The organism is Vibrio sp. QJM3NY_26 (assembly GCF_057786005.1).
Window position 1 is genome coordinate 1,359,820 of the sequence record NZ_CM173516.1, and the last position, 26,832, is coordinate 1,386,651.

The 26,832-nt window shown below is 46.4% G+C and carries 7 protein-coding genes; 6 read left to right on the plus strand and 1 reads right to left on the minus strand.

Annotated features, from left to right (window positions below; genetic code table 11):
* Positions 1–40 precede the first annotated feature (40 nt).
* On the minus strand, positions 41–18,223 hold the full coding sequence (locus AC3CH4_RS21360; protein WP_488543768.1) for a VCBS domain-containing protein: 18,183 nt from the start codon (positions 18,221–18,223) through the stop codon (positions 41–43).
* A 233-nt stretch (positions 18,224–18,456) separates the two neighbouring features.
* Between AC3CH4_RS21360 and AC3CH4_RS21365 the strand changes: the two genes are divergently transcribed.
* The 6 genes from AC3CH4_RS21365 to AC3CH4_RS21390 all read left to right on the plus strand — a co-directional run bounded on the left by AC3CH4_RS21365 (position 18,457) and on the right by AC3CH4_RS21390 (position 26,681).
* Positions 18,457–18,921 carry a hypothetical protein gene (locus AC3CH4_RS21365; protein WP_054545614.1) on the plus strand — a complete coding sequence of 155 codons (465 nt, stop codon included), beginning with the start codon at positions 18,457–18,459 and terminating at the stop codon, positions 18,919–18,921.
* 99 nt (positions 18,922–19,020) lie between these two features.
* Entirely contained in the window at positions 19,021–20,487 is a 1,467-nt protein-coding gene (locus AC3CH4_RS21370; protein WP_488544343.1) for a TolC family protein, read from the plus strand.
* Between the two features lie 3 nt (positions 20,488–20,490).
* On the plus strand, positions 20,491–22,230 hold the full coding sequence (locus tag AC3CH4_RS21375; protein WP_488543769.1) for an efflux RND transporter periplasmic adaptor subunit: 1,740 nt from the start codon (positions 20,491–20,493) through the stop codon (positions 22,228–22,230).
* On the plus strand, positions 22,227–25,370 hold the full coding sequence (locus AC3CH4_RS21380; protein WP_372243711.1) for an efflux RND transporter permease subunit: 3,144 nt from the start codon (positions 22,227–22,229) through the stop codon (positions 25,368–25,370). The genes AC3CH4_RS21375 and AC3CH4_RS21380 overlap by 4 nt, the downstream gene beginning before the upstream one ends.
* Before the next feature lie 107 nt (positions 25,371–25,477).
* Positions 25,478–26,083 carry a copper-resistant cuproprotein CopI gene (gene copI, locus AC3CH4_RS21385; RefSeq protein WP_488543770.1) on the plus strand — a complete coding sequence of 202 codons (606 nt, stop codon included), beginning with the start codon at positions 25,478–25,480 and terminating at the stop codon, positions 26,081–26,083.
* Positions 26,084–26,195: 112 nt separating this feature from the next.
* Positions 26,196–26,681, plus strand: coding sequence for a hypothetical protein (locus AC3CH4_RS21390; RefSeq protein WP_488543771.1), 486 nt, complete (start codon positions 26,196–26,198; stop codon positions 26,679–26,681).
* The last annotated feature ends 151 nt before the right edge of the window (positions 26,682–26,832 follow it).

The following is a 26,832-nucleotide window of genomic DNA, read 5'->3' on the forward strand; positions in this document are numbered from 1 at the left end:
AGCACATCATGTGCTCCCTTTTGTTTAGTCTCGTTATCGGTTAACTATTTGGATCTATGTCCGGTAACCCATCGATATCGTTGTGGTGGTGATGCTCATCATCTTGGTTATGGTTGATGTTCGCGTCATGGTGTTCCAACGCGTCTGACATATCCAAGTGCGCTTGGTCATGTGTTGCTGCATCTTGTTGGTCGACTTGGGCAAGTACGATATCCATATCCGCAGGTTGATCGTGAACCGTTGTTGATGTCGCATCGGGTTTAATGCCCAGAGCATCCAGATAAGCGGCTGCACCATGGTGGTTGGTTTTCTCATCTGGTTCTTGATGGGTCTGCTGAGTTAAATCTAGATTACTATCATCGCTTAGTGTAACCGTAAAGTCCGATTGTGAAGCCATGTCTGGCTCGTCATGTTGCGCCGGAGGCGGAGGAGGCGGCGGTGGGGCTGGATGTGATGTATGGACGACAGGAGTGATCGTCATATCAACCACCTCGGTTCCAATTGTCAGCTTACCACTACCTCCTGGACCATGGCTGAGTATCTGGATGTTCACGTGGGCGACTACTTCATCTTGATTTGTCCCTTGCAGTGCCACTTCAAATTTATCCTCATGCTGGCCGACGCCCGAAGCGCTACCATGCGGCCCGGTGTGAACCTGAGCTTGCTCTTGGTAATGTAAGTGGCCGGTTTGAGGATCAATGGTTAATGTTCCATATTGCCCATGGTGGCTGGTGACATACTGTCCATTGGGTAAATGGATTCGCCAACCGCTTTGTGTTGTTGGTACCGGAGTTAAAGATGGTAACAGTGGTGGTACCCCAAGCGTGCCAGACACTTGGTGGCTTCCCGATGGCGGTCTGACAATGATCGGTTCAGGAATAGCGCTTGCAGCAAAACCTTGGCTACCTGCGGTATTACCGTGTTCGTCAGTCATTGTTGCTTGCACATTAGAACCGGGATGAACTTCAATTTGTATTCCATGCTGAAGAGTGTGAGCATCTAATACATGATCTTGTCCGTTAACGACAAGATGCTCACCGATTTTGGCGTCACCAGGAGGCGTAACGGTTGCTGTAATCGTGTTTGCCTGTGCTCGGGCGATTTCAGCTTTGCTGTATAAGTTGTCTGCCCCTGCGTTTTCAAAAGTAATCGTAGGAATGCTAACCTGTGTATCGACTTGGTAAGTAACATCTGCAGTAGCTTGAGTGCTATTGCCTGCGCTATCTGTTACCGCTATTGATGCCTCTATTTTTTGGTCAGCATCGGTAATGAGTTCACTGCCAGGTACAGTAATTGAATAGTGCCCATGTGAACCGACAACGCCAGTATGTTTTGTGCCATTTACATTTAAAGTGACAATATCTCCAGCATTAAAATCACCAGAAACGGAACCTGTGATATCAATGGAGCTGTTGGACTCTTGAGCATTAACTACATTATCAGAGGTAATAGGGTTTGTTTGAATGCCGACGTGCACTTGTGTATCTATATGGACGGAAAGGAGCGAAGAGGTAGCCGGTAGCACTGACGAAGGAGCCAATGCTTTGGCGGATAGATTATGATCGCCGTCCGATAAGCTGTTTACCGCAACACTATATTGTCCAGATGCATCAGACACCGCGTGTCCAACGAGTATTGAACCATCATAGACCGTGACTTGTGAATAAGGGATATCCGTATGTCCCGTGATGGTTGGTGTGGTTTCTTTGGTGACATTATCGGTATCTGATATACCAGTATCACTAGATGCGGCTAGATCTAGGGTTACTGCATTACTTGGTGGTGTGTTTGTTCCAGTAGGTAAGCTCGGTTGAGTTGTAGTAATCAGCGGATTAACAGGCACCGTTGTTGAAATCGTTGGTTGTTGTCCGGGGACAACGGAAACATGACCATTGGTATCAAAAGTAATGAACTTCGATGATTCACCACCATGATTGTCAGCCACTTTCACTTCAAACACATCGGTTCCGTGATACGTGTGTGTAGCTGAGTTATAAGTCATCCCTGCAACCGAAGAGTTTGCCGTGTACACATAGGCACCGGTATCCGGATCGACGGAGAGCGAACCAAATTGGCCTGTTGAACTGACGACAGAGAAAGTATGCATATCTTTAACGTCAATATCGGTTTCAGTGAGGGTTCCCGTTGTTGGGGTGGTTTGGGTAACGGATAGTATAGGGTCATCATTGGTACCAACGACGGTGATGACTATTTGGTGTTTATCTCCTCCGCGAGAAACCACTTCATATGTAACTTGATGTTTTTCGCCTTCAGCAAGCCTATTTAAATTGTTGTTCGGAACCGAGTAAGTCCAGTCGCCGGCTCGGCCAATACTTAAATCACCACCAAATTGGTCACTCACAGCATGTACATTTCGGTTGGCGACGAACTCACTTTCTCCTGCGTCAGGGTCGGAAACAATTAGTACTCCCGATACTGCTACAGTATGTTGTGAGTCTCCTTGAACGTGGACATCTTCTTTTACCGATCCGGTATCGTCTACTGAAAATACAGCTGCATCATTGACGGCGGCTAGTGTGGTACTTGCACCCGTGTGTGTCACTCCACCATGCCCATCGATGACATCGTAAGAGAAATGGACTTGTCCGTTATAGTTGGGTTCGGGATGGAAGTTAAATGTCCCATCTTTGTTATCAATAATGACGCCGTGATCAGTGACTAAGTTGGTTATGTTTAAGTGCCCTATGTCGTTGTGATCGATGTCTGTAGCATTTGAAAGAAGATCAGACTTGTTTAGCTGAATATCGGTATCTTCTATTCCTGGTGCTAATTTAACTTGCGCTGAAACTACTGGTGCATCGTTGGTTCCCTGAACTGTCACTGTAAGTAATTGACTGGCGGTGCCATCTAGGGAATGGACTGTGTGGGTCTCGGTAAATGATTCACCAGCACCGAGTTTTTGTACTTCATCGATGGAGTTATCAATGGTGTAGTTCCATCCTCCATCAGCGCTAATTTTGAACTGACCATGGTGTGTGGTATTGATGGTTTCAGCTTGCAGATAAGATTGATCATGGTCAGGGTCAACCACATGCAAACGCCCGCCAGCATAGAGATTTGTTGTACTCGCCGGAACAAAATGTTCTTCAATAACAGATTGATTAGCAGGCAATGAATTTGGCATCGAAACATGGATTTGTGCGTTACTATCTTCACCGGTTACCCTGACCATAATGGTCAGTGTTTGTCCGTCACTGGTTTTTATCTCATAAGGAAAATCAATGGACTCACCGGCATGTAAGCTTTGGATATCATCATTGGCGTGTCGGTTAAGCGCTCCTTGGAGCCGGAATTGATAGGAACCATCAGGAAAAACATTAAGTGAACCGGGTGAGTAATGTTGGCCGATATATCGCCCGCCAAATAGAAACTGTGTATTATCTCCCGTATCAGGGTCGACTAGTTGTAATGAACCTTTATAGGTATGTTGCGCACTATCAACGGCTTCTGTTTCACTCATTTGAATGATGTTTGAGGTTAATCCTGCTTTATCATCTGTACCAGCAATAGTAATAGTTGCTATGGCAGGTGTTTGCCCTCCATGATTATCGTCAATCATGTAATGGACAACGACATCTGATTTTTCACCAACTCTTAGGTGCTGAAATACTTGAGCATGGCTATCAATGATCAACGAATGACCATCGCTCGCTATTGTGACACCTTGAGGTAACTTGCCAGTACTGCCTTCAAACGAAGCCTGTATCTGACTAATAGATAAGGCATCACCATCAACATCAGTGGCACCTGCAAGTAAATTTATAATATGGTGCGTATCTGTGTCTTCTGTTACAGAATCAACAACAGGAATATTATCAGGGTTATCGTTGATCGCGCCTAGTGAGGTGATTGCTCCTGTATGGGTCACTCCACCATGTGCATCCCTAACATCATATGAAAAGTGGACATTACCGTTATAATTTTTCTCTGGTGTAAATGAAAAGCTACCATCTGAATTAATTGCAATTGAACCATGATCAGCATGCAAATTTTCTACAGTAAGTAGCCCAGTATCATTATTATCGACATCAACCGTGTTGTGTAGTAATTGTTCGATAGTGATGGTTTGGCGGGTATCTTCTGTGCCCGCGTTAAGTTGCACTTCTGATGAACAATACGGGCGGTCATTACTGCCATGAATAGTGATAACAATGTTATGAGCTGTACCGTCCGCTGACTTGATTGTGATTGTATCGGTTAGGTTTTGTCCCTGACCGAGTTTATCTATTGCTCTACCCGTTGAATCTTGGCCAATTGAAGCGTAATAGCTCCAATCACCGTTTTCTTGCAATATGATCTGACCATAATGTCCGTGGTAAACACCATTTTGGGCGTGAGCTTCGCCACTATCGGCATCGTGGATATTAAGGTGGCCCTTGGTATGGATCTGATCATTCCATAATTTGCCAGTATTGTGATGCTGATGATCGGGCGATCGATCGTTCACCCTCGAACCCGACATACTGCCGTCTGGCGCCGTAAAAGTGTGTCCTTCATGCACATCACCAGTATCTGTTCCTGTAATTTTTGCAGCGTCGCTAACGGCATCTATGTGAAGAGTATTCGTCGCTTTTTGTGAGTTTACATGACCATCATTGACTGTGTACTTAAATTGAACATCACCATTGAAATCTTGCGCGGGGACGAATTGAAGTTTACTGATGTCTGCGGTGGCAATGCTCTGACCTGAAGAGATGTCATGCCCGTCAAGAACAAACTTACCTTGTATCGCTGGTGGTAGGTCTGTAATCGAAATCGAGTGCAACGTGTCTTTGGTGTCTATATCGGTGAAACCAAACTGACTTGCTTGCATTTGGTAATGTGTGTCTTCTGTGCCGTTGCTGAGAACAACTTTATTCACCGCAGGAGCGTCGTTGGTTCCAGTTACATCAATATGCAGATCGTAAGCAGTCCCATCATAACTATGAACACGATACACCACCGTTTCAGTCTGTCCTTGAGCAAGGTGTTGTAGAGCTGCGTTGTCAACGCTATAACCCCAATTTCCGGCGCTGTCGATTCGCAACATGCCACCAAATGGATCGTGAATAGAGGTTTCACCAAACTGACTGTATTGGAATTTATTTTCACCGCTATCAGGGTCGATAACTTGAAGTTGCCCATATGCTAGCTCTGTAGTGATTCCGTTGTTGTGAGTGGCATGCGTGCCATCTTCAGTCACGCTTCCTGTTGTCACCTCAGCAATAGTGGCTTGATCTGGAGTACCAGTAATCGTTGTATTTGCACCAGTATGAGTGGTGCCACTATGTGCATCGACGACATCATAGGTAAAATGGATGTTACCGTTGTAATTATGGTTGGGAGTAAAGGTGAAAGTACCGTTGTGATTATCCCGTATTGAACCATGATCGGCATGAAGGTTAGCGACAGACAGCTTACCTGCATCGTTTGAATCAACATCTACGCTATTCGAAAGCAGTTCACTGGTTGTTATGGTTTGAACTGCATCTTCTTTGCCTGAATTTAGTTGTACTTCTGAAGAGCAATAGGGACGGTCATTGCTACCGTTTATGGTAATTACAATATCGTGCGTAGTACCATCTATAGAATGGACAGTGATGGTGTCAGTTAACGTATCACCTTTACCAAGTTGGTCGATGGCTGTCCCTCTGGTGGTTGGTCGCCCACCAATATGACTGACACTGCCTGCATCGGCAACGTAATGCCAACTACCATCAGGGTTTAAAATTAAATCACCATAAGTACCATGGTAGTTATAGGCATTGGTGTGGGAAGCAAAACCTTGTTCGCCTTTATCTGCGTCAACAATGGTTAATTGTCCATCGGCATATAAAACACTATTTCCCAGTGTTGCCATTCCGGAGTGAGCAAAATCGGGTGACATATTATCACCCGCTGTTTTTTCAATGACAGAACCCGTATCCACACCACCAATAATGGCGGCATCACCAGTACCAGTAATAGTAATGGTTAGGTTTTCTGTTGAGCTGCTGTTGTGCTCATCAGTGATTGTGACTGGAATCGTAAGGGTTTGAGTTTGTTTATCTGCCAGATGTTGGTAGTTACTATTCGAAGGATCAAAGCTGTAGCTACCGTCTTTATTTAGGGTCAATCCATCTACAGGATTTGCTACTGAATAAGTTAACTGGGCACCATTATCGATATCTGTGCCGACCATCTGACCTTGGAGTAATTGCCCATCTTCGGTAACCGAGTGCGATTGCGCAGCAATAATTGGTTTATCGTTGGTACCATTTATCGTGACTTTTATGGTCGAGGGTGTGCCATCAACGGACGACACAGTAAAGGTTTCTTCAACCTTATCGCCGACGTTCAGTTGATTGAATACGCTGTTGGCGGTGAACGTCCAGTGACCATTGGCGTCAATAGTTAAGTCGCCATTGGTGCCAGTAATGGAGTCTGGCGTGAACGTATTATCGGGGTTATCGACATCGGTACTGGTTAGGGTACCTGAGGTGATTACTGCTTTGTCAGTCTCATCCACACTTACCGTTGCGGTACTGACCGTCGCTTTATCATTGGTGCCATTAATTGTCACTTTGATCGTTGACGGTGTGCCATCAATAGACGACACCGTAAAGGTTTCTTCGACCTTATCGCCGACGTTCAATTGATTAAACGCGCTGTTGGCGGTGAAAACCCAATGACCATTAACGTCAATGGTAAGGTTGCCGTTGGTACCTGAAATGGAGTCCGGCGTAAACGTATTATCGGGGTTATCAACATCGGTGCTGGTTAGCGTACCTGAGGTAGTTACCGCTGTATCAGTTTCATCAACTGCCACATTTGTGCTGCTAACGGTCGCTTTATCGTTGGTGCCGTTAATCGTCACCTTGATGGTTGAGGGGGTGCCATCAATAGACGAGACAGTGAAGGTTTCTTCAACTTTGTCACCGACGTTCAACTGATTAAATGCGCTGTTGGCGGTGAACGTCCAGTGACCATTGGCGTCAATAGTTAAGTCGCCATTGGTGCCAGTAATGGAGTCTGATGTGAACGCATTATCTGGATTATCCACGTCAGTACTGGTCAATGTTCCTGATGTCGTTACTGCTTTGTCGGTTTCATCGATGGCAACGGCCGCACTGCTGACAGTAGCGGCGTCGTTAGTGCCGTTAATCGTCACCTTGATGGTGGACGCTGTGCCATCAACAGACGACACCGTGAAGGTTTCTTCGACTTTATCGCCGACGTTCAATTGATTAAATGCGCTGTTGGCAGTGAATACCCAGTGGCCTGTGGCATCAATGGTGAGGTCGCCGTTAGATCCAGTAATCGAGTCGGGTGTAAACGTATTGTCTGGGTTATCGACGTCGGTACTGGTTAGCGTACCTGAAGCCGTTACCGCTTTGTCAGTTTCATCTACACTGACTGTTGCTGTACTGACCGTCGCTTTATCGTTGGTGCCATTAATCGTCACTTTGATGGTCGACGGTGTGCCATCAACAGAATTTACGGTAAAGGTTTCTTCGACTTTGTCACCGACGTTTAATTGATTAAACGCACTGTTGGCGGTGAATGTCCAATGGCCATTGGCATCAATGGTGAGATCACCATTAGATCCAACAATGGAGTCTGGCGTGAACGTATTATCGGGGTTATCGACATCGGTACTGGTTAGGGTACCTGAGGTGATTACTGCTTTGTCAGTCTCATCCACACTTACCGTTGCGGTACTGACCGTCGCTTTATCATTGGTGCCATTAATTGTCACTTTGATCGTTGACGGTGTGCCATCAATAGACGACACCGTAAAGGTTTCTTCGACTTTATCACCGACGTTTAATTGATTAAACGCACTGTTGGCGGTGAATGTCCAATGGCCATTGGCATCAATGGTGAGATCACCATTAGATCCAACAATGGAGTCTGGTGTAAATGTGTTATCTGGATTATCAACATCGGTATTAGTCAATGTTCCTGATGTCGTTACTGCTTTGTCGGTTTCATTGATAGCAACGTTCGCACTGCTGACAGTCGCTTTATCATTGGTGCCATTAATCGTAATTTTGATGGTGGATGGTGTGCCATCGACAGACGACACCGTGAAGGTCTCTTCGACTTTATCGCCAACGTTTAATTGATTGAATGCGTTGTTCGCAGTGAATGTCCATTGACCATGGGCGTCAATGGTAAGGTTGCCGTTGGTACCTGAAATAGAATCGGGCGTGAACGTGTTATCTGGATTATCGATATCGGTGCTGGTTAGCGTGCCTGACGTGGTAACCGCTTTGTCCGTCTCATCAATAGTTACGGTTGCGCTGCTAACAGTCGCAGCGTCGTTAGTACCATTAATCGTAATTTTGATCGTCGAAGGGGTGCCATCAACAGAATTTACAGTGAAGGTTTCTTCGACTTTATCGCCGACGTTTAATTGATTAAACGCGCTGTTGGCGATGAAGACCCAATGACCATTGGCATCAATAGTCAGGTTACCGTTGGTGCCTGAAATAGAATCCGGTGTGAATGCATTATCTGGATTATCGATGTCGGTGCTGGTTAGTGTACCTGACGTGGTCGCCGCTTTGTCGGTTTCATCAATAGCGACGCTAGCGCTGCTAACAGTAGCTTTATCGTTGGTTCCGTTGATCGTAACTTTGATTGTTGATGGGGTACCATCGATGGAAGAGACAGTGAACGTCTCTTCGACTTTATCGCCAACGTTTAATTGATTGAATGCGCTGTTGGCGGTGAAGATCCATTGACCATGGGCGTCGATGTTTAGGTTGCCGTTCGTGCCAATGATGGAATCCGGCGTGAACGTATTGTCTGGGTTATCGATATCGGTGCTGGTTAGCGTGCCTGACGTGGTTACCGCTTTGTCGGTTTCATCAACTACGACTGTTGCACTGCTAACGGTCGCTTTATCGTTGGTACCATTGATGGTGACTTTGATCGTTGATGGTGTGCCATCGATAGAATTTACGGTGAACGTTTCTTCGACTTTATCGCCGACATTCAATTGGTTAAACGCGCTGTTGGCGGTGAACGTCCAGTGACCATTAGTATCAATGTTTAGGTTGCCGTTCGTGCCAGTGATGGAATCTGGCGTGAATGCGTTGTCTGGATTATCGATATCGGTACTGGTTAGCGTACCTGAAGTTGTTACTGCTTTGTCAGTCTCATCGATGGCGACGGTCGCACTGCTAACGGTCGCTTTATCGTTGGTACCATTGATGGTGACTTTGATCGTTGATGGTGTGCCATCGATAGAATTTACGGTGAACGTTTCTTCGACTTTATCGCCGACATTCAATTGGTTAAACGCGCTGTTGGCGGTGAACGTCCAATGACCATTAGAATCAATGTTTAGGTTGCCGTTGGCACCAATAATTGAATCCGGTGTGAACGCATTATCTGGATTATCCACGTCAGTACTGGTCAATGTTCCTGATGTCGTTACTGCTTTGTCGGTTTCATCGATGGCGACGGCCGCACTGCTGACAGTAGCGGCGTCGTTAGTGCCGTTAATCGTCACCTTGATGGTGGACGCTGTGCCATCAACAGACGACACCGTGAAGGTTTCTTCGACTTTATCGCCGACGTTCAATTGATTAAATGCGCTGTTGGCAGTGAATACCCAGTGGCCTGTGGCATCAATGGTGAGGTCGCCGTTAGATCCAGTAATCGAGTCGGGTGTAAACGTATTGTCTGGGTTATCGACGTCGGTACTGGTTAGCGTACCTGAAGCCGTTACCGCTTTGTCAGTTTCATCTACACTGACTGTTGCTGTACTGACCGTCGCTTTATCGTTGGTGCCATTAATCGTCACTTTGATGGTCGACGGTGTGCCATCAACAGAATTTACGGTAAAGGTTTCTTCGACTTTGTCACCGACGTTTAATTGATTAAACGCACTGTTGGCGGTGAATGTCCAATGGCCATTGGCATCAATGGTGAGATCACCATTAGATCCAACAATGGAGTCTGGCGTGAACGTATTATCGGGGTTATCGACATCGGTACTGGTTAGGGTACCTGAGGTGATTACTGCTTTGTCAGTCTCATCCACACTTACCGTTGCGGTACTGACCGTCGCTTTATCATTGGTGCCATTAATTGTCACTTTGATCGTTGACGGTGTGCCATCAATAGACGACACCGTAAAGGTTTCTTCGACTTTGTCACCGACGTTTAATTGATTAAACGCACTGTTGGCGGTGAATGTCCAATGGCCATTGGCATCAATGGTGAGATCACCATTAGATCCAACAATGGAGTCTGGCGTGAACGTATTATCGGGGTTATCGACATCGGTACTGGTTAGGGTACCTGAGGTGATTACTGCTTTGTCAGTCTCATCCACACTTACCGTTGCGGTACTGACCGTCGCTTTATCATTGGTGCCATTAATTGTCACTTTGATCGTTGACGGTGTGCCATCAATAGACGACACCGTAAAGGTTTCTTCGACTTTGTCACCGATGTTTAATTGATTAAACGCACTGTTGGCGGTGAATGTCCAATGGCCATTGGCATCAATGGTGAGATCACCATTAGATCCAATAATGGAGTCTGGTGTAAATGTGTTATCTGGATTATCAACATCGGTACTAGTCAATGTTCCTGAAGTAGTTACCGCTTTGTCGGTTTCATTGATAGCAACGGTCGCACTGCTGACAGTCGCTTTGTCATTGGTGCCATTGATCGTTACTTTGATGGTCGACGTTGTGCCATCAACAGACGACACCGTGAAGGTCTCTTCGACTTTATCGCCAACGTTTAATTGATTGAATGCGTTGTTGGCGGTGAACGTCCAGTGACCATTGGCGTCAATAGTTAAGTCGCCATTGGTGCCAGTAATGGAGTCTGGTGTGAACGTATTATCGGGGTTATCGACATCGGTACTGGTTAGGGTACCTGAGGTGATTACTGCTTTGTCAGTCTCATCCACACTTACCGTTGCGGTACTGACCGTCGCTTTATCATTGGTGCCATTAATTGTCACTTTGATCGTTGACGGTGTGCCATCAATAGACGACACCGTAAAGGTTTCTTCGACTTTGTCACCGACGTTTAATTGATTAAACGCACTGTTGGCGGTGAATGTCCAATGGCCATTGGCATCAATGGTGAGATCACCATTAGATCCAACAATGGAGTCTGGTGTAAATGTGTTATCTGGATTATCAACATCGGTACTAGTCAATGTTCCTGAAGTAGTTACCGCTTTGTCGGTTTCATCAATCGAGACGGTTGCACTGCTAACGGTCGCTTGATCGTTGGTTCCGTTGATCGTCACTTTGATGGTTGAGGGGGTGCCATCAACAGACGACACCGTAAAGGTCTCTTCGGCTTTATCGCCAACGTTCAATTGATTAAATGCGCTGTTGGCGGTGAACGTCCAATGACCATTAGCATCAATGTTTAGGTTGCCGTTAGCACCAATAATTGAATCCGGTGTGAACGCATTATCTGGATTATCCACGTCAGTACTGGTCAATGTTCCTGATGTCGTTACTGCTTTGTCGGTTTCATCGATGGCAACGGCCGCACTGCTGACAGTAGCGGCGTCGTTAGTGCCGTTAATCGTCACCTTGATGGTGGACGCTGTGCCATCAACAGACGACACCGTGAAGGTTTCTTCGACCTTATCGCCGACGTTTAATTGATTAAACGCGCTGTTGGCGGTGAATGTCCAATGGCCATTGGCATCAATGGTGAGATCACCATTAGATCCAACAATGGAGTCTGGCGTGAACGTATTATCGGGGTTATCGACATCGGTACTGGTTAGGGTACCTGAGGTGATTACTGCTTTGTCAGTCTCATCCACACTTACCGTTGCGGTACTGACCGTCGCTTTATCATTGGTGCCATTAATTGTCACTTTGATCGTTGACGGTGTGCCATCAATAGACGACACCGTAAAGGTTTCTTCGACTTTGTCACCGACGTTCAACTGATTAAACGCACTGTTGGCGGTGAATGTCCAATGGCCATTGGCATCAATGGTGAGGTCACCATTAGATCCAACAATGGAGTCTGGCGTAAATATGTTATCTGGATTATCAACATCGGTACTAGTCAATGTTCCTGAAGTAGTTACCGCTTTGTCGGTTTCATCGATAGCAACGGTCGCACTGCTAACGGTCGCTTGATCGTTGGTGCCGTTGATCGTCACTTTGACGGTTGAGGGGGTGCCATCAACAGACGACACCGTGAAGGTTTCTTCGACTTTGTCACCGACGTTTAACTGATTAAACGCACTGCTCGCGGTGAAAACCCAATGCCCATTAGCGTCAATAGTGAGATCACCGTTAGTGCCTGTAATGGAATCCGGCGTAAACGCATTATTTGGGTTATCCACGTCAGCACTGGTTAGCGTGCCTGAGGTGGTTACCGCTTTGTCGGTTTCGTCCACACTTACAGCTGCGGTACTGATCGTTGCCTTATCATTGGTACCATTAATCGTGACCTTGATGGTCGACGTTGTGCCATCAACAGACGACACCATGAAGGTCTCTTCGACTTTATCGCCGACATTCAATTGATTAAACGCGCTGTTGGCGGTGAAGGCCCATTGGCCATTAGCACCAATGGTGAGGTTGCCGTTGGTGCCAGTAATCGAATCCGGTGTGAATGCGTTATCTGGGTTATCGACGTCGATACTGGTTAGGGTGCCTGAGGTTGTCACCGCTTTGTCAGTCTCATCGATGGCGACGGTTGCGCTACTGACGGTAGCTTTATCATTGGTGCCATTAATCGTCACTTTGATTGTCGACGGTGTGCCATCAACAGAATTTACGGTAAAGGTTTCTTTGACTTTATCGCCCACATTTAATTGGTTAAACGCGCTGTTGGCGGTGAACACCCAATGACCATTAGCGTCAATAGTTAGGTCGCCATTGGTGCCGGAAATAGAATCTGGCGTGAATGCGTTGTCTGGATTATCGATATCGGTACTGGTTAGCGTACCTGAAGTTGTTACTGCTTTGTCAGTCTCATCGATGGCAACGGTCGCGCTACTGACAGTTGCGGCGTCGTTAGTACCATTAATCGTGACTTTGATGGTCGAGGACGTGCCATCAACAGACGAGACAGTGAAGGTCTCTTCGACCTTATCGCCGACGTTCAATTGGTTAAACGTGCTGTTGGCGGTGAATGTCCAATGGCCATTGGCATCAATGGTGAGATCACCATTAGATCCAACAATGGAGTCTGGCGTAAATGTGTTATCTGGATTATCGATGTCAGTGCTGGTTAGTGTACCTGACGTGGTCGCCGCTTTGTCGGTTTCGTCCACACTTACAGTTGCGGTACTGACCGTCGCTGCATCGTTAGTACCGTTAATCGTTACTTTGATGATCGAAGGGGTGCCATCAACAGACGACACAGTAAAGGTTTCGTCAACTTTGTCACCGACGTTCAAGTGATTAAACGCGCTGTTGGCGGTGAATGTCCAATGGCCATTGGCATCAATGATGAGAGCACCATTAGCTCCAACAATGGAGTCTGGCGTGAACGTATTATCTGGATTATCCACGTCAGTACTGGTCAGCATTCCTGAAGTTGTCACCGCTTTGTCGGTTTCATCGATAGCAACAGTGGCAGTGCTAACCGTGGCGGCATCATCGGTGCCATTGATCGTGACTTTAATGGTCGATGGTGTGCCATCGATAGAATTTACGGTGAACGTTTCTTCGACTTTATCGCCGACATTTAATTGATTAAACGCGCTGTTGGCTGTGAAGTTCCAATGACCATTAGCATCAATGCTTAGATTGCCGTTGGCACCAATAATTGAATCCGGTGTGAACGTATTATCTGGGTTATCTACGTCGGTGCTGATCAACGTACCTGATGTGGTTACCGCTTTGTCAGTCTCATCGATAGCGACGGTCGCACTGCTAACTGTGGCTTTGTCATTGGTTCCGTTGATCGTAACTTTGATGGTCGACGTTGTGCCATCAACAGACGACACCGTGAAGGTTTCTTCGACTTTATCGCCGACATTCAACTGATTAAACGCGCTGTTGGCGGTGAAGACCCAATGACCATTGGCATCAATAGTCAGGTTACCGTTGGTGCCTGAAATAGAATCCGGCGTGAACGTATTATCGGGGTTATCGACATCGGTACTGGTTAGGGTACCTGAGGTGATTACTGCTTTGTCAGTCTCATCCACACTTACCGTTGCGGTACTGACCGTCGCTTTATCATTGGTGCCATTAATTGTCACTTTGATCGTTGACGGTGTGCCATCAATAGACGACACCGTAAAGGTTTCTTCAACTTTGTCACCGACGTTCAACTGATTAAATGCGCTGTTAGCAGTGAATGTCCAATGGCCATTGGCATCAATGGTGAGATCACCATTAGATCCAACAATGGAGTCTGGCGTAAATATGTTATCTGGATTATCAACATCGGTACTAGTCAATGTTCCTGAAGTAGTTACCGCTTTGTCGGTTTCATCGATAGCAACGGTCGCACTGCTAACGGTCGCTTGATCGTTGGTGCCGTTGATCGTCACTTTGACGGTTGAGGGGGTGCCATCAAAAGACGACACCGTGAAGGTTTCTTCGATTTTATCGCCGACGTTCAATTGATTAAACGCACTGGTGGCGGTGAACGTCCAATGACCATTGGCATCAATAGTGAGATCACCGTTAGTGCCTGTAATGGAATCCGGCGTAAACGCATTATTTGGGTTATCAACGTCGGTACTGGTCAATGTTCCTGATGTTGTTACCGCTGTATCGGTTTCATCAACTACGACTGTTGCGCTACTGACGGTGGCTTTATCATTGGTGCCATTAATCGTCACTTTGATAGTCGAGGGTGTGCCATCAACCGAAGTTACCGTGAAGGTTTCTTCGATCTTATCGCCAACGTTTAGTTGATTAAACGCGCTGTTGGCGGTGAAATTCCAGTGACCCGTGGCATCAATGGTCAGGTCGCCGTTAGTGCCTGAAATAGAATCTGGCGTAAACGTATTGTCTGGGTTATCCACGTCGGTACTGATTAGGGTGCCTGAGGTGATTGCTGCTTTGTCAGTCTCATCGATGGCAACGGTCGCACTGCTGACAGTTGCGACGTCGTTAGTACCGTTAATCGTCACCTTGATGGTGGACGGTGTGCCATCTACAGACGACACCGTGAAGGTTTCTTCGACCTTGTCGCCGACGTTCAATTGATTAAACGCGCTGTTGGCGGTGAACACCCAATGACCATTAACGTCAATGGTAAGGTTGCCGTTGGTACCTGAAATGGAGTCCGGCGTAAACGTATTGTCTGGGTTATCGACGTCGGTGCTGGTTAGCGTGCCAGACGTGGTTACCGCTTTGTCGGTTTCGTCCACACTTACAGTTGCGGTACTGACCGTCGCTTTATCATTGGTGCCATTAATCGTGACTTTTATGGTTGAGGGTGTGCCATCAATAGACGAGACAGTGAAGGTCTCTTCGACCTTATCGCCGACGTTTAGTTGATTAAACGCGCTGTTGGCTGTGAACACCCAATGTCCACTAACATCAATAGTGAGATCACCATTAGCTCCAACAATGGAGTCTGGCGTAAATGTATTATCTGGATTATCAACATCGGTGCTGGTCAACGTTCCTGATGTTGTTACTGCTTTGTCGGTTTCATCGATGGCAACGGTCGCACTGCTTACCGTCGCCTTATCATTGGTGCCATTAATCGTAATTTTGATGGTGGATGTTGTGCCATCTACAGACGACACCGTAAAGATTTCTTCGACTTTATCGCCGACATTCAACTGATTAAACGCGCTGTTGGCGGTGAAGACCCAATGACCATTGGCATCAATAGTCAGGTCACCGTTGGTGCCTGAAATAGAATCCGGTGTAAACGTATTATCTGGATTATCAACGTCGATACTGGTTAGCGTTCCTGAAGCTGTTACCGCTTTGTCGGTTTCATCGATAGCAACGGTCGCACTGCTGACAGTTGCGGCGTCGTTAGTCCCGTTAATCGTCACCTTGATGGTGGACGGTGTGCCATCAACAGAATTTACGGTGAACGTTTCTTCGACTTTATCGCCGACGTTCAATTGGTTAAATACGCTGTTGGCGGTGAACGTCCAGTGACCATTGGCGTCAATAGTCAGGTTACCGTTGGTGCCTGAAATAGAATCCGGCGTGAACGTATTATCGGGGTTATCTACGTCGGTGCTGATCAACGTACCTGATGTAGTTACCGCTTTGTCAGTTTCATTGATAGCGACAGTTGCGCTGCTAACAGTGGCTTTGTCATTAGTGCCATTTACTGTGATAGTCACTTGATGCGGCGTGCCGTCAGCGGAATGAACGGTGATGGTGTCGGTAGCGGTTGCTCCTTTGCCCAATGATTGAACGTTAGGATTTGTATTATCAAGATCGTACGTCCAAGAACCAGTATCGGTCAGATGAAGCGTACCAAACGAGCCTGCGATATCGGTGTTGGAGAAGTGTGCCTCGCCAGTATCCACATCCGTTACCGCAAGTGTGCCCGAGGTCTGAAGTTGGGACTCTTCGGTTACCACGCCGGTACTAGTTCCGCTTATCACGGCTTTATCATTGGTGCCGTTAACGGTAATAGTGATTTGATGGGGAGTGCCGTCAGCGGAGTGGATGGTTATGATGTCTGTTGTCGCAGACCCTTTACCAATAGCCTGAACTTGTGGATTTTTATTATCTAGATCGTAGGTCCAATCGCCATTGTCTTTAAGGTGTAAAGTACCCAGTGTCCCCTTGAGGTCGGAATTAGAAAAATGCGCCTCTTTTGAGTCGATATCGGTGATATTGAGTTGGCCCGAAACCGTTAGGTCTTTATCTTCAGTAACTTGGCTTGAGCCATTATTTTTCCCGATAGCGAAAAACGAACTTGGTGAATTTGCTGTACTACTCGTGATTACCGCATGGTCGTTGGTGCCATTAATCGTAACCGTAACTTGATGTGCTGTGCCATCGGCAGAGTGAACAGTGACGATGTCTGTCGCAGTTGATCCTTGGCCAAGTCCTTGAACTACAGGGTTATTGTTATCTAAATTGTATGTCCATGCACCGTCTTTGGTGATGCTTAGCGTACCGAAATTACTAGTCACTTGTGAGGCTTGAAAGTGGTCTTCTCCAAGATCAGAGTCCGTTACTGAAAGCTGCCCTTGAACTTGTGTCGTTAAATCTTCAGTTACTGTGCCAGCATCCACACCTGTGATAACGGCGTTGTCGTCGTTCCCACCAATCGTCATGTCGATGGTTTGCGGTGTGCCGTCTTTGGTGTGAATAGTGAAGCTTTCGTGCAATGAAGTGGCTGCGGTTAACGCTTGAACATTCGAAAGAGAGTTATCAACTTGATACTGCCAATGCCCATCTGCGTCGATGGTTAATGCGCCATATTTACCTGGGATAACTTCCGGCGTAACCGAACTTTCATTTTGGTCAGGGTCTATGACATCGATTTTGCCGTTCGCATGTAACAAACCTTGTGAATCAATATTGTGATCTTCTGTTACGACACCTGTTAGGTCTCCAGAAATATTTGGCGTGTCTTGCTTACCTGTTACCGGTATCTGAACAATGATGCTCGAGCCATTAGATAGATGTAACGCAAAATGGTCAGTACCTGGTTGGTGCTGATTTAACAGGATGTATTGAGGAGAATTTGGATTCAATATGAATGTGTATTGACCATTTGCATCAACATGAAGCTCTCCGTACGTACCTTTTATGACTTCTGGCATGAAGGTGACGGGTAAAGCGGGCGTCGTAGGCGCATTCGAATGAGTCGGCTGACCGTTACTTCCTGAGGAGATAGTCGGCATCGATACCGAAGGAATGTAATGGACTTGCGGGTGAGAAAGCGTCGACAAATGATGAGAAGGAACCAAGTGAGAGCTCGAACCATGGGGGGCATGACTTGCACTTAAGGTTGAGTTTACATCGCTGTCACTTGTCTGAGCTTCTTGATTAGCAACCGCAGATGAGTCCGCCTTGCTATGGTCATCGGTGACATCTTTTTCGGTCACGTTATTTGCGGTTACTTGATCTGCAGCGTCGCTGGAATTGTCTATACTTTCGGCAGCAGCGTGTTTAGCCAATGATGGCAAAATCATCATGAGTGACTGAAAAAGTGGGATATTCACTTTTAGATGTGAATGCAGTCTGCGCTTCTTTCTTTGTTCTAGCTCGTTACTTTTTTTATTTTTGATTTCTGTATTTTTCTTGTCTGTTTCGACGTTTTTTTTGTTAGCCATTTTTATCATCCGTGAATCGTGGTTGCACTATTTTAAGTAAAATACACAGATAGAGGTTTCGCTAGCTAATTGGATAATTTTTAAAGAAAAAACTGCAAAGTCGAAGAATTATCTCATTTTGATGAAAGAGAGGATGAATACTTTTTCAACGGTCAGATAAATATCGGCACAATGGCATTGACCTTACCCTAAGGGTAACGTTTATAGTTGCGGTGTAAATTCAAAGGTAAACTATGACAAACACATTCCGAAAAACTTGGATTATTGTTTTCAGCATCATTGCGATGTTGATGTCTAGCTATGCCTCAAGCTCCTCAGCCTTGATGACTGAAGTAATGATGATGGAAATGGGGTCGAGCAAATCGGCTTGCTACCACAGCGGTACTTCGGTTAATGATTCAATGGCAGGGTGTCATGTGATGAGTGAAAAAGTACACGCTGAAGACTCTAACATGAGTGCCCATGCTTTGATGGCTCAATGCGATATGTCTTCAATGAGCGAAGACGGCAGTTCGATGATGGGTAACCATTGTTCGAGTGCCGATTGCTGTGCCTCAATGTGTTCTGCAAGTCCCTATCCAATTCAGGCTGTTCAAGCCGTTGATCAACTTTCCTTTTCATTAGCTCGTTTTCAATCGGTCACTATTGGCCAGAAAGTCGCACGCGCTCAATCTTTACTACGCCCACCCACCGCATAAATCTATATCTAAAAACATAGCGATATCAGGGGAATAAATCTGATACGCCAATCTTTTATATGCGTTATTTAACGCTAGATATGGACATTCATTGTGAATATGAAACCAACAACCTCTGTGTTTGTTATGAACACGAGCTTAGTGGTTGCTGCTGCCTTGCCTATGGCCTTGTTTTCAAGTGCTACGCTCGCGGCTACCACTGCGTCAGCTTCAAATGCTCAACACATTTCAGCACATGACCAAGCAAGCTCGACGCAGCAACTCAATACACTGATTGAGATTGCTTTAAGCGAAGATGGAAATCGCAAGCAGTACTTTGCTCAGTCACAAGCGATGCGAGAAACGGGCATTGCCAACGCGACCTTAATGGACCCGAAATTAAAAGTTGGATTTGGCGGTTTGCCTGTCGATAGCTTTCAATTCGACGAAGACCCGATGACTAATATATCGGTAGGGGTGATGCAGCAGTTTGAGCGTGGCGATACGCTTAACCTCCAACAGAAAAAGGCAGGCCAACAGGCTGATGCTTTAGCTTTGCAGGTGCAAGCAAGAGAATTGACGGTTGCGAATAGCATGACGCAGCTTTGGCTTGAATTGGGTTACCAGAAAGTCGCAGAAGGTGTTATGCGTGAAAACCGACGCCTTTTGGTTGAGCTAGAAAACTATGTGCAAACCAACTACTCGATTGGTAAAAGCGAAGCGCAAGATCTGCTTAATGCTCAGCTTCAAGTCAGCAAGCTTGATGAAAAGTTGCAAGCCAATCAGCAAGTTCAACGCCGTCTGATCTCTCAACTGTCTGAGTGGCTCGGTTCTGATTGGTTAGGGAACCAAGCGATTGACTCTCAGGCTCTTGATCCTCAGGGGAGGCTTCATGCGACCAATTACATTGATTGGTCGTTATTAGAGAGCAAGCTGGCGACTAACCGTGATTCAACCAAGCACTATCAACTGTTGACGGATCATCCGCTCGTTAAGATCACAGATGCGACTATCTCATCTAATCAAACTCAAGTAGAGCTAGCTGAGCAAGCGTATACGCCTCAGTTTGGCGTGGAAGTGATGTATGCCCATCGACAAGCGAACAACATGGCTGGCGAACCTGCCTCTGATCTTGTCAGTGCTTATCTTACTGTCGATATCCCTTTGTTTACGGGTAACCGACAGGATAAGAACTTGTCGGCGGCTCAGTACCAAGTCGGTGCAGCTAAATCCCAAAAAGACACCTTACTTTCCCAAATGAACGCGCAAGTGAACGCATTGCTGGTGGACAGATCAAATCTGATCCAGCGATTAGATCGCTATCAAACGTCCTTGCTTCCTCAAACCGCAGCCCGAATCAGCGCGGTTGAAAGGGGTTATCAAAACAATACCGCTCAGTTTAACGATGTCATTTTAGCAACGACCGATGAGCTGGCACTCCAGCTTGAACAGCAACGCCTAATCACTGATCTCAACATCGTAAATAGTAAACTGGCCTCACTGGTCAGTGGTTTTGACTACCAAGTTAAGCAACCGCAACTCAATCCCACCGTAACTCAAAACAACAGCCAATCAGTAAAGGAATAGACAATGAATACAGTAAAAGTAGCAACAATCGCTTTATTGGTCGGTGGTGCATTGGGTTTTGGAGTGAATCACTTTGTCGTTGGGTCAGCACATAACATGTCAGAAATGGCAACGAGTACAGACGCCGAAGTAAGTAAACAAACCAAGGATGAGCCTCTGTACTGGGTGGCTCCGATGGACCCCAATTATCAGCGTGATAAGCCGGGTCAGTCGCCTATGGGGATGGATTTAATTCCTGTTTATGCGGATGACTCAAGTGCGGGAGCAGACAAGGCGGGAACTGTGTTTATCGACCCGTCGGTAGAAAATAATCTTGGTGTCAAAACAGCAACAGTTAACTTTGAAGCGTTGTCTCCTCGGATTGAAACCGTGGGTTATGTGGCGTTTGATGAAAGTACATTGTGGCAAACCAACGTAAGAGCAGCTGGCTGGGTTGAGAAGCTTTATATCAATGCTGTCGGTGAGAAGGTGAATAAGGGCGATGTGTTGTTCACTCTTTACTCTCCAGAGCTGGTTAAGGCACAAGAAGAGTTACTTAGTGCATACAAAACGGGTCGCAAAGGGTTGGTCAAGGGCTCCACTGAACGCTTGATCACCTTGGGTGTCGATAAAGCTCAGATTCGTTCGATCACTCGCCGAGGTAAAGCCTCACAAACCATAGAAATCAAAGCGCCTGCAGATGGCGTTATCGCTAGCCTCAATATTCGTGAAGGTGGCTATCTTTCGCCTGCTCAAGCGGTAATCAGTGCAGGGCCTCTAAATGAAGTGTGGGTTGATGCTGAAGTCTTTGAACGCCAAGCTCACTGGATCTCATCGGGCAGTAATGCAGAGATGACACTTGATGCGATTCCGGGCAAAGAGTGGCAGGGCAACGTTGATTATGTGTATCCAATTCTTGACCCGAAAACTCGAACTTTACGCGTTCGTTTGAAGTTCTCGAATCCTAATGGCGAGCTAAAACCGAACATGTTCGCCAATATTGCGTTGAAGCCAATCAGTGATGAATCTGTTCTTACTATCCCAAGATCGTCGGTGATTCATTCTGGTGGTATGACACGAGTAGTGTTGTCCGAAGGTGAGGGCAAATACCGTTCAGCACGCATTGAAGTCGGGCGTGAAGCTGACGAGAAAATCGAGGTGTTGCAAGGGCTTGAACAAGGTGAACATATCGTGACTTCTGCGCACTTTATGTTGGACTCTGAATCGAACCAATCGGCTGATCTGTCACGTATCAATGGTGTTGAGGAAGAAGCTGAAACCGTATGGGCAAACGGTGAAATTTCCGATGTTATGAAAGGCAGTCGCATGGTGACGATTAACCATCAGCCTGTTCCTGAATGGGATTGGCCGGGCATGGTGATGAATTTCACCTTTGCGGAAGGCTTGGATATGAGTGACGTGCAACGTGGTAAGGCGATTGATTTTGAGATGAGAAAGACAGAGTCAGGGCAGTACGAGGTTGTTGATTACAAGGTCAACAAACACAAGATCGCTGGCGAAGTTTGGGTAACAGCTGACATCACTATGTTGATGGCAGATTTTGGCATGATCACCGTAAAACATCAGCCAGTCCCTGAGTGGAATTGGAAAGCGGGTGAAATGAATTTCCAAGCCAGTGATGACCTTGATTTATCTGAGTTTACCGAGGGTCAAACCATTCGGTTTCTAGTGGCGAAGCAAGGTTCTGATTATGTGCTCAAATCTCTCGAACCGACGAATAGCACGGGTGAGGGCGAACTATGATCAATGCAATCATTCGCTGGTCTATCAGTAACCGATTCTTAGTGCTGGTTGCCACTGTAGCCATCGTATTTGGCGGCTTATACAGCGTTAAAAATACACCGGTCGATGCCATTCCTGATTTGTCAGACGTTCAGGTGATCATCAAAACCAGTTATCCGGGGCAAGCCCCGCAGGTGGTCGAGGATCAGGTGACTTATCCATTGACCACCGCCATGTTAGCTGTACCAGGAGCTGAAACGGTTCGTGGTTACTCGTTCTTTGGTGATTCTTATGTCTATATCATCTTCAATGACGATACCGATATGTACTGGGCGCGTTCACGAGTGTTGGAGTACTTAAGCCAAGTTGCACCTAACTTGCCATCGAGTGCCAAGCCAACACTAGGGCCAGATGCAACCGGTGTGGGCTGGGTTTACAGCTACGTGTTGCAAGATAAAACCGGTCAGCATGACTTAGCGGAACTTCGCAGCTTGCAAGATTGGTTCTTGAAGTATGAATTGCAAACCGTAGAAGGCGTGTCTGAAGTGGCGACCGTTGGCGGCATGGTGAAGCAGTACCAAGTACAGATTGATCCTGCCAAGTTACGTGCATATGACCTGACGCTTCAGCAAGTCAACAAGGCAATCCAAGATGGTAATCAAGAAACAGGAGCGTCTGTTGTTGAGATTGCCGAAGCCGAACACATGGTTCGTACGACCGGTTACCTGACAAGCATCGAAGACATTCAATCTCTGCCGTTAAAAGTGACCGACAAAGGTACTCCGCTGCTATTAGGTGACATTGCTGACATCAACCTTGGCCCGCAAATGCGTCGTGGTATCTCTGAACTCAATGGTGAGGGCGAAGCGGTTGGCGGCGTTATCGTGATGCGCTTTGGTGAAAATGCCAGTGAAGTGATCGACTCGGTTAAATCCAAACTCGCTGAACTGCAAGCGGGCTTACCTGATGGTGTCGAGATTGTCGCGACTTATGACCGTTCAACTTTGATTGATTCAGCCGTTGAAAACCTATGGAAGAAGCTGGCTGAAGAGTTCATCGTGGTTGCGATCGTGTGTGCGCTGTTTCTGTTCCATATCCGTTCGTCGTTGGTTATCGCTCTAAGTCTGCCTGTCGGTATCTTGGGTGCATTCATTGTGATGCATTGGCAGGGTATTAACGCCAATATCATGTCTCTTGGAGGGATTGCGATTGCGATTGGCGCCATGGTAGATGGTGCCATAGTAATGATCGAGAACGTTCATAAACACATTGAACGGACTCCGCTCACTGACAAAAACCGTTGGCAGGTAATTGGCAAAGCGGCAGAAGAAGTTGGTGCGCCACTGTTCTTCTCGCTCATCATCATTACCTTGAGTTTTGTGCCTGTGTTCGCGTTAGAAGGACAAGAAGGCAAGATGTTCTCGCCACTTGCGTTTACCAAGACGTATGCGATGGCCGCCGCAGCTGGTTTGGCTATCACGCTTGTGCCTGTGCTAATGGGTTACTTCATTCGCGGCAACGTGCTACCTGAACACAAAAACCCGGTGAACCGCAGCCTAGTGGCGATGTACAAGCCGCTTCTAAACCTCAGCCTAAAATATCCAAAGGTGATGATTGTTATCGCACTTGGCTTAATGGCGTCTGCCTATTACCCAACCAGCAAGCTTGGTAGTGAGTTCATTCCTCCTTTGGACGAAGGGGATTTGATGTACATGCCAACCACGTATCCGGGTATCTCAATAGGTAAGGCTCGTGAGTTGTTGCAACAAACCAACAAGCTCATCAAAACCATTCCAGAAGTCGAAACCACATGGGGCAAAATTGGTCGAGCAGAGACGGCAACCGATCCTGCACCGTTAACCATGATTGAAACCGTGATTCAGCTTAAACCGCGAGATGAGTGGCGTGACGGTGTCACTACGGAGTCGCTGCGTAAAGAGTTTGATGATCTGATTCAGTTCCCCGGTTTAACCAATGCTTGGGTTATGCCAATCAAAACCCGTATCGACATGTTAGCGACTGGTATTAAAACCCCCATTGGTATCAAAATCGCAGGCCCGGATCTGAGCGTGATTGAAGATATTGGTTCGCAACTTGAACCTATCTTGAATGGTGTCAGTGGTACGGCTTCTGTGTATGCCGAACGTGTGGCTGGTGGTCGTTATGTGACGATAGATATCAAACGTCGCTCGGCTGCGCGATATGGCTTGAGCATTAAAGAAGTGCAACAGGTTATCTCGACTGCGGTTGGTGGCATGAATGTGGGCGAAACCGTTGAGGGGCTAGAACGTTATCCAATCAATGTACGTTACCCACAAAGCTATCGTGATTCTGTCGTTAAGTTGCAGAACTTGCCATTGGTGACACCAAACGGAGCTCGTATTGCACTGTCTGATGTCGCGGATATTCGTTATGAAGATGGCCCACCGATGATCAAAACGGAGAACGCACGCCCTAACGGTTGGGTGTTCGTGGACATTGATGGTCGTGATTTAGGTTCTTACGTGGCTGAAGCGCAAAAAGTCGTTGCCGAACAAGTTGTATTACCGGCGGGTTACTCGCTCGCTTGGTCTGGTCAATACGAATACATGGAGCGTGCGAAGGAGCGTTTGAGTGTCGTTGTGCCGATCACCATCGCCATCATCATGTTGTTGCTCTACCTAAGCTTCCGCCGCGTCGGTGAAGTGATGATGATCATGGCAACACTTCCTTTGGCTATGGTGGGCGGACTGTGGTTGATGCATTTCCTAAATTACAACTTCTCGATTGCGGTGGGTGTTGGCTTTATTGCACTTGCAGGCGTTGCGGTCGAGATAGGCGTGATCATGTTGGTTTATCTCAACCAAGCGTGGCACTACAAAAAGCTCGATGCAGAACAAAACCAACAAACGCTTCAACAAGCTGATCTAACCGATGCCATTAGAGAAGGCGCAGGACTGCGTGTGCGCCCTGTGATGATGACGGTTCTTACGGTGATCATTGGTCTCATTCCAATTATGTATGGCGAGGGTACTGGTTCGGAAGTGATGCAACGAATTGCCGCGCCGATGATAGGCGGAATGGCTTCTGCGCTGTTGCTTACCCTACTGGTGTTGCCTGCAATCTTTAAGCTCTGGAAACAGCGTGAGATTACGCACAGCCAAAGCGAGACAAACAAATAAAGTCTTGATTATTAGCCCTTACTTGCCAAAACAAGAGTAGGTAAGGGTTCACCACATGAACATGTGAAACTAACAAATAAATAACTGAATTAATCTAAGGAACGATCATGAAAAAGACACTAATTGCTATAGCTCTAACACTGACTACAGCAACCGCGTTTGCTGCAATGGACCATTCAGCTGGTGACCAATCAAATATGGATCAATCAGGTATGGATCATTCGATGATGAAGAGCGGAGAAATGGATCATTCAAAAATGGATCACAGTATGATGACGAGTGGAAAGATGGACCATTCAAAGATGATGAATATGGATGGAATGATGGACATGGAAGGTATGTCAGAAGTTGGGATGCCAGCTAAAGGCGCGAAGCCCGATAAAGTGGTTCATGTGCTGCTAAGTGATGATATGAAAATCACATTTAAAAACAAGGTCGATATAGAGCCGAACGACGTAGTGCAGTTTGTTGTGATGAATACCGGCAAGATTGATCACGAATTCTCGATTGGCTCTGCTTCAGAGCAATTGGAGCATCGTGAAATGATGAAAAACATGGGGAATCACGCCCATGATTCGGGTAGAACAGTTACAGTTGAGCCGGGTAAAGCGAAGCAATTACTGTGGCATTTTCATGGTGATAATAACGTAGAGTTCGCGTGCAATATTCCTGGTCACGCTGAAGCGGGTATGGTCAAAGCATTAACGCTATAAGGTGATACACAAGCCATATCTAGTTCAAAGGGATGAGTGCTAGGTATGGCTACCTTGTTTTAGTGCTATTTAGGTATTAGCTTTAAAAGACTATAGGAATAGGAGTTTAAGGATGAATAAGACAGTTCTAGTACTTGCAGTAACGGGTGCTTTGATAACGTGGTCGACCCACAGCATTGCTGCTAAACCTGAGTGGGCTGGTAAAGGTAAACCCGATTTAGAAGAAGTAAAAACATTCGCTGAGGCAAAAAAAGTTGAAGGCGAAATGGATGATCGTGAGAAGCAGCTTGATTCGATGATCGAAGAGAGAAAGAAAAAAGTGAAAAAAAGTAAGAACAAAAAAGATAAGCAGAAGTTAGATAAAGAGCTTGATGATTTAGAAGACGAGAAAGAAGCCCTCGAAGAGAGTAAAGAGAAGCTCAAAGATAAGAAAGAGAAGCTTAAAGATGATATGGATAAGGACGAAGAAAAGTCGGGATTAGAAAAGCAGAAAGACAAAAAAGCGGAACAAGAGCGTAAAGAAGAGGGGAAAGGTTCAGAAAAAGGCCAACAGCAGCGTGAGGAAAACAGCAAAAAATGGTGGAACTTCTGGGAGTAATGCGAGGGTCTTACATCACCAATTCATTTCAACCTATCAGTACAGCTTTGTGTAACGGGTAAGTCATTGGTTAAACGCTGTGACCAGTTAAAGATAAGTCTCAACCTGTCCAGGAATACATGAACTAACTTGTATTGGCTGAGGCTTATCT

What these genes read in the sequence shown, in the direction of transcription:
- AC3CH4_RS21360 (WP_488543768.1), bottom strand. Translation starts at nt 18,223, where the DNA reads ATGGCTAACAAAAAAAACGTCGAAACAGACAAGAAAAATACAGAAATC.
- AC3CH4_RS21365 (WP_054545614.1), top strand. Translation starts at nt 18,457, where the DNA reads ATGACAAACACATTCCGAAAAACTTGGATTATTGTTTTCAGCATCATT.
- AC3CH4_RS21370 (WP_488544343.1), top strand. Translation starts at nt 19,021, where the DNA reads ATGAAACCAACAACCTCTGTGTTTGTTATGAACACGAGCTTAGTGGTT.
- AC3CH4_RS21375 (WP_488543769.1), top strand. Translation starts at nt 20,491, where the DNA reads ATGAATACAGTAAAAGTAGCAACAATCGCTTTATTGGTCGGTGGTGCA.
- AC3CH4_RS21380 (WP_372243711.1), top strand. Translation starts at nt 22,227, where the DNA reads ATGATCAATGCAATCATTCGCTGGTCTATCAGTAACCGATTCTTAGTG.
- copI (WP_488543770.1), top strand. Translation starts at nt 25,478, where the DNA reads ATGAAAAAGACACTAATTGCTATAGCTCTAACACTGACTACAGCAACC.
- AC3CH4_RS21390 (WP_488543771.1), top strand. Translation starts at nt 26,196, where the DNA reads ATGAATAAGACAGTTCTAGTACTTGCAGTAACGGGTGCTTTGATAACG.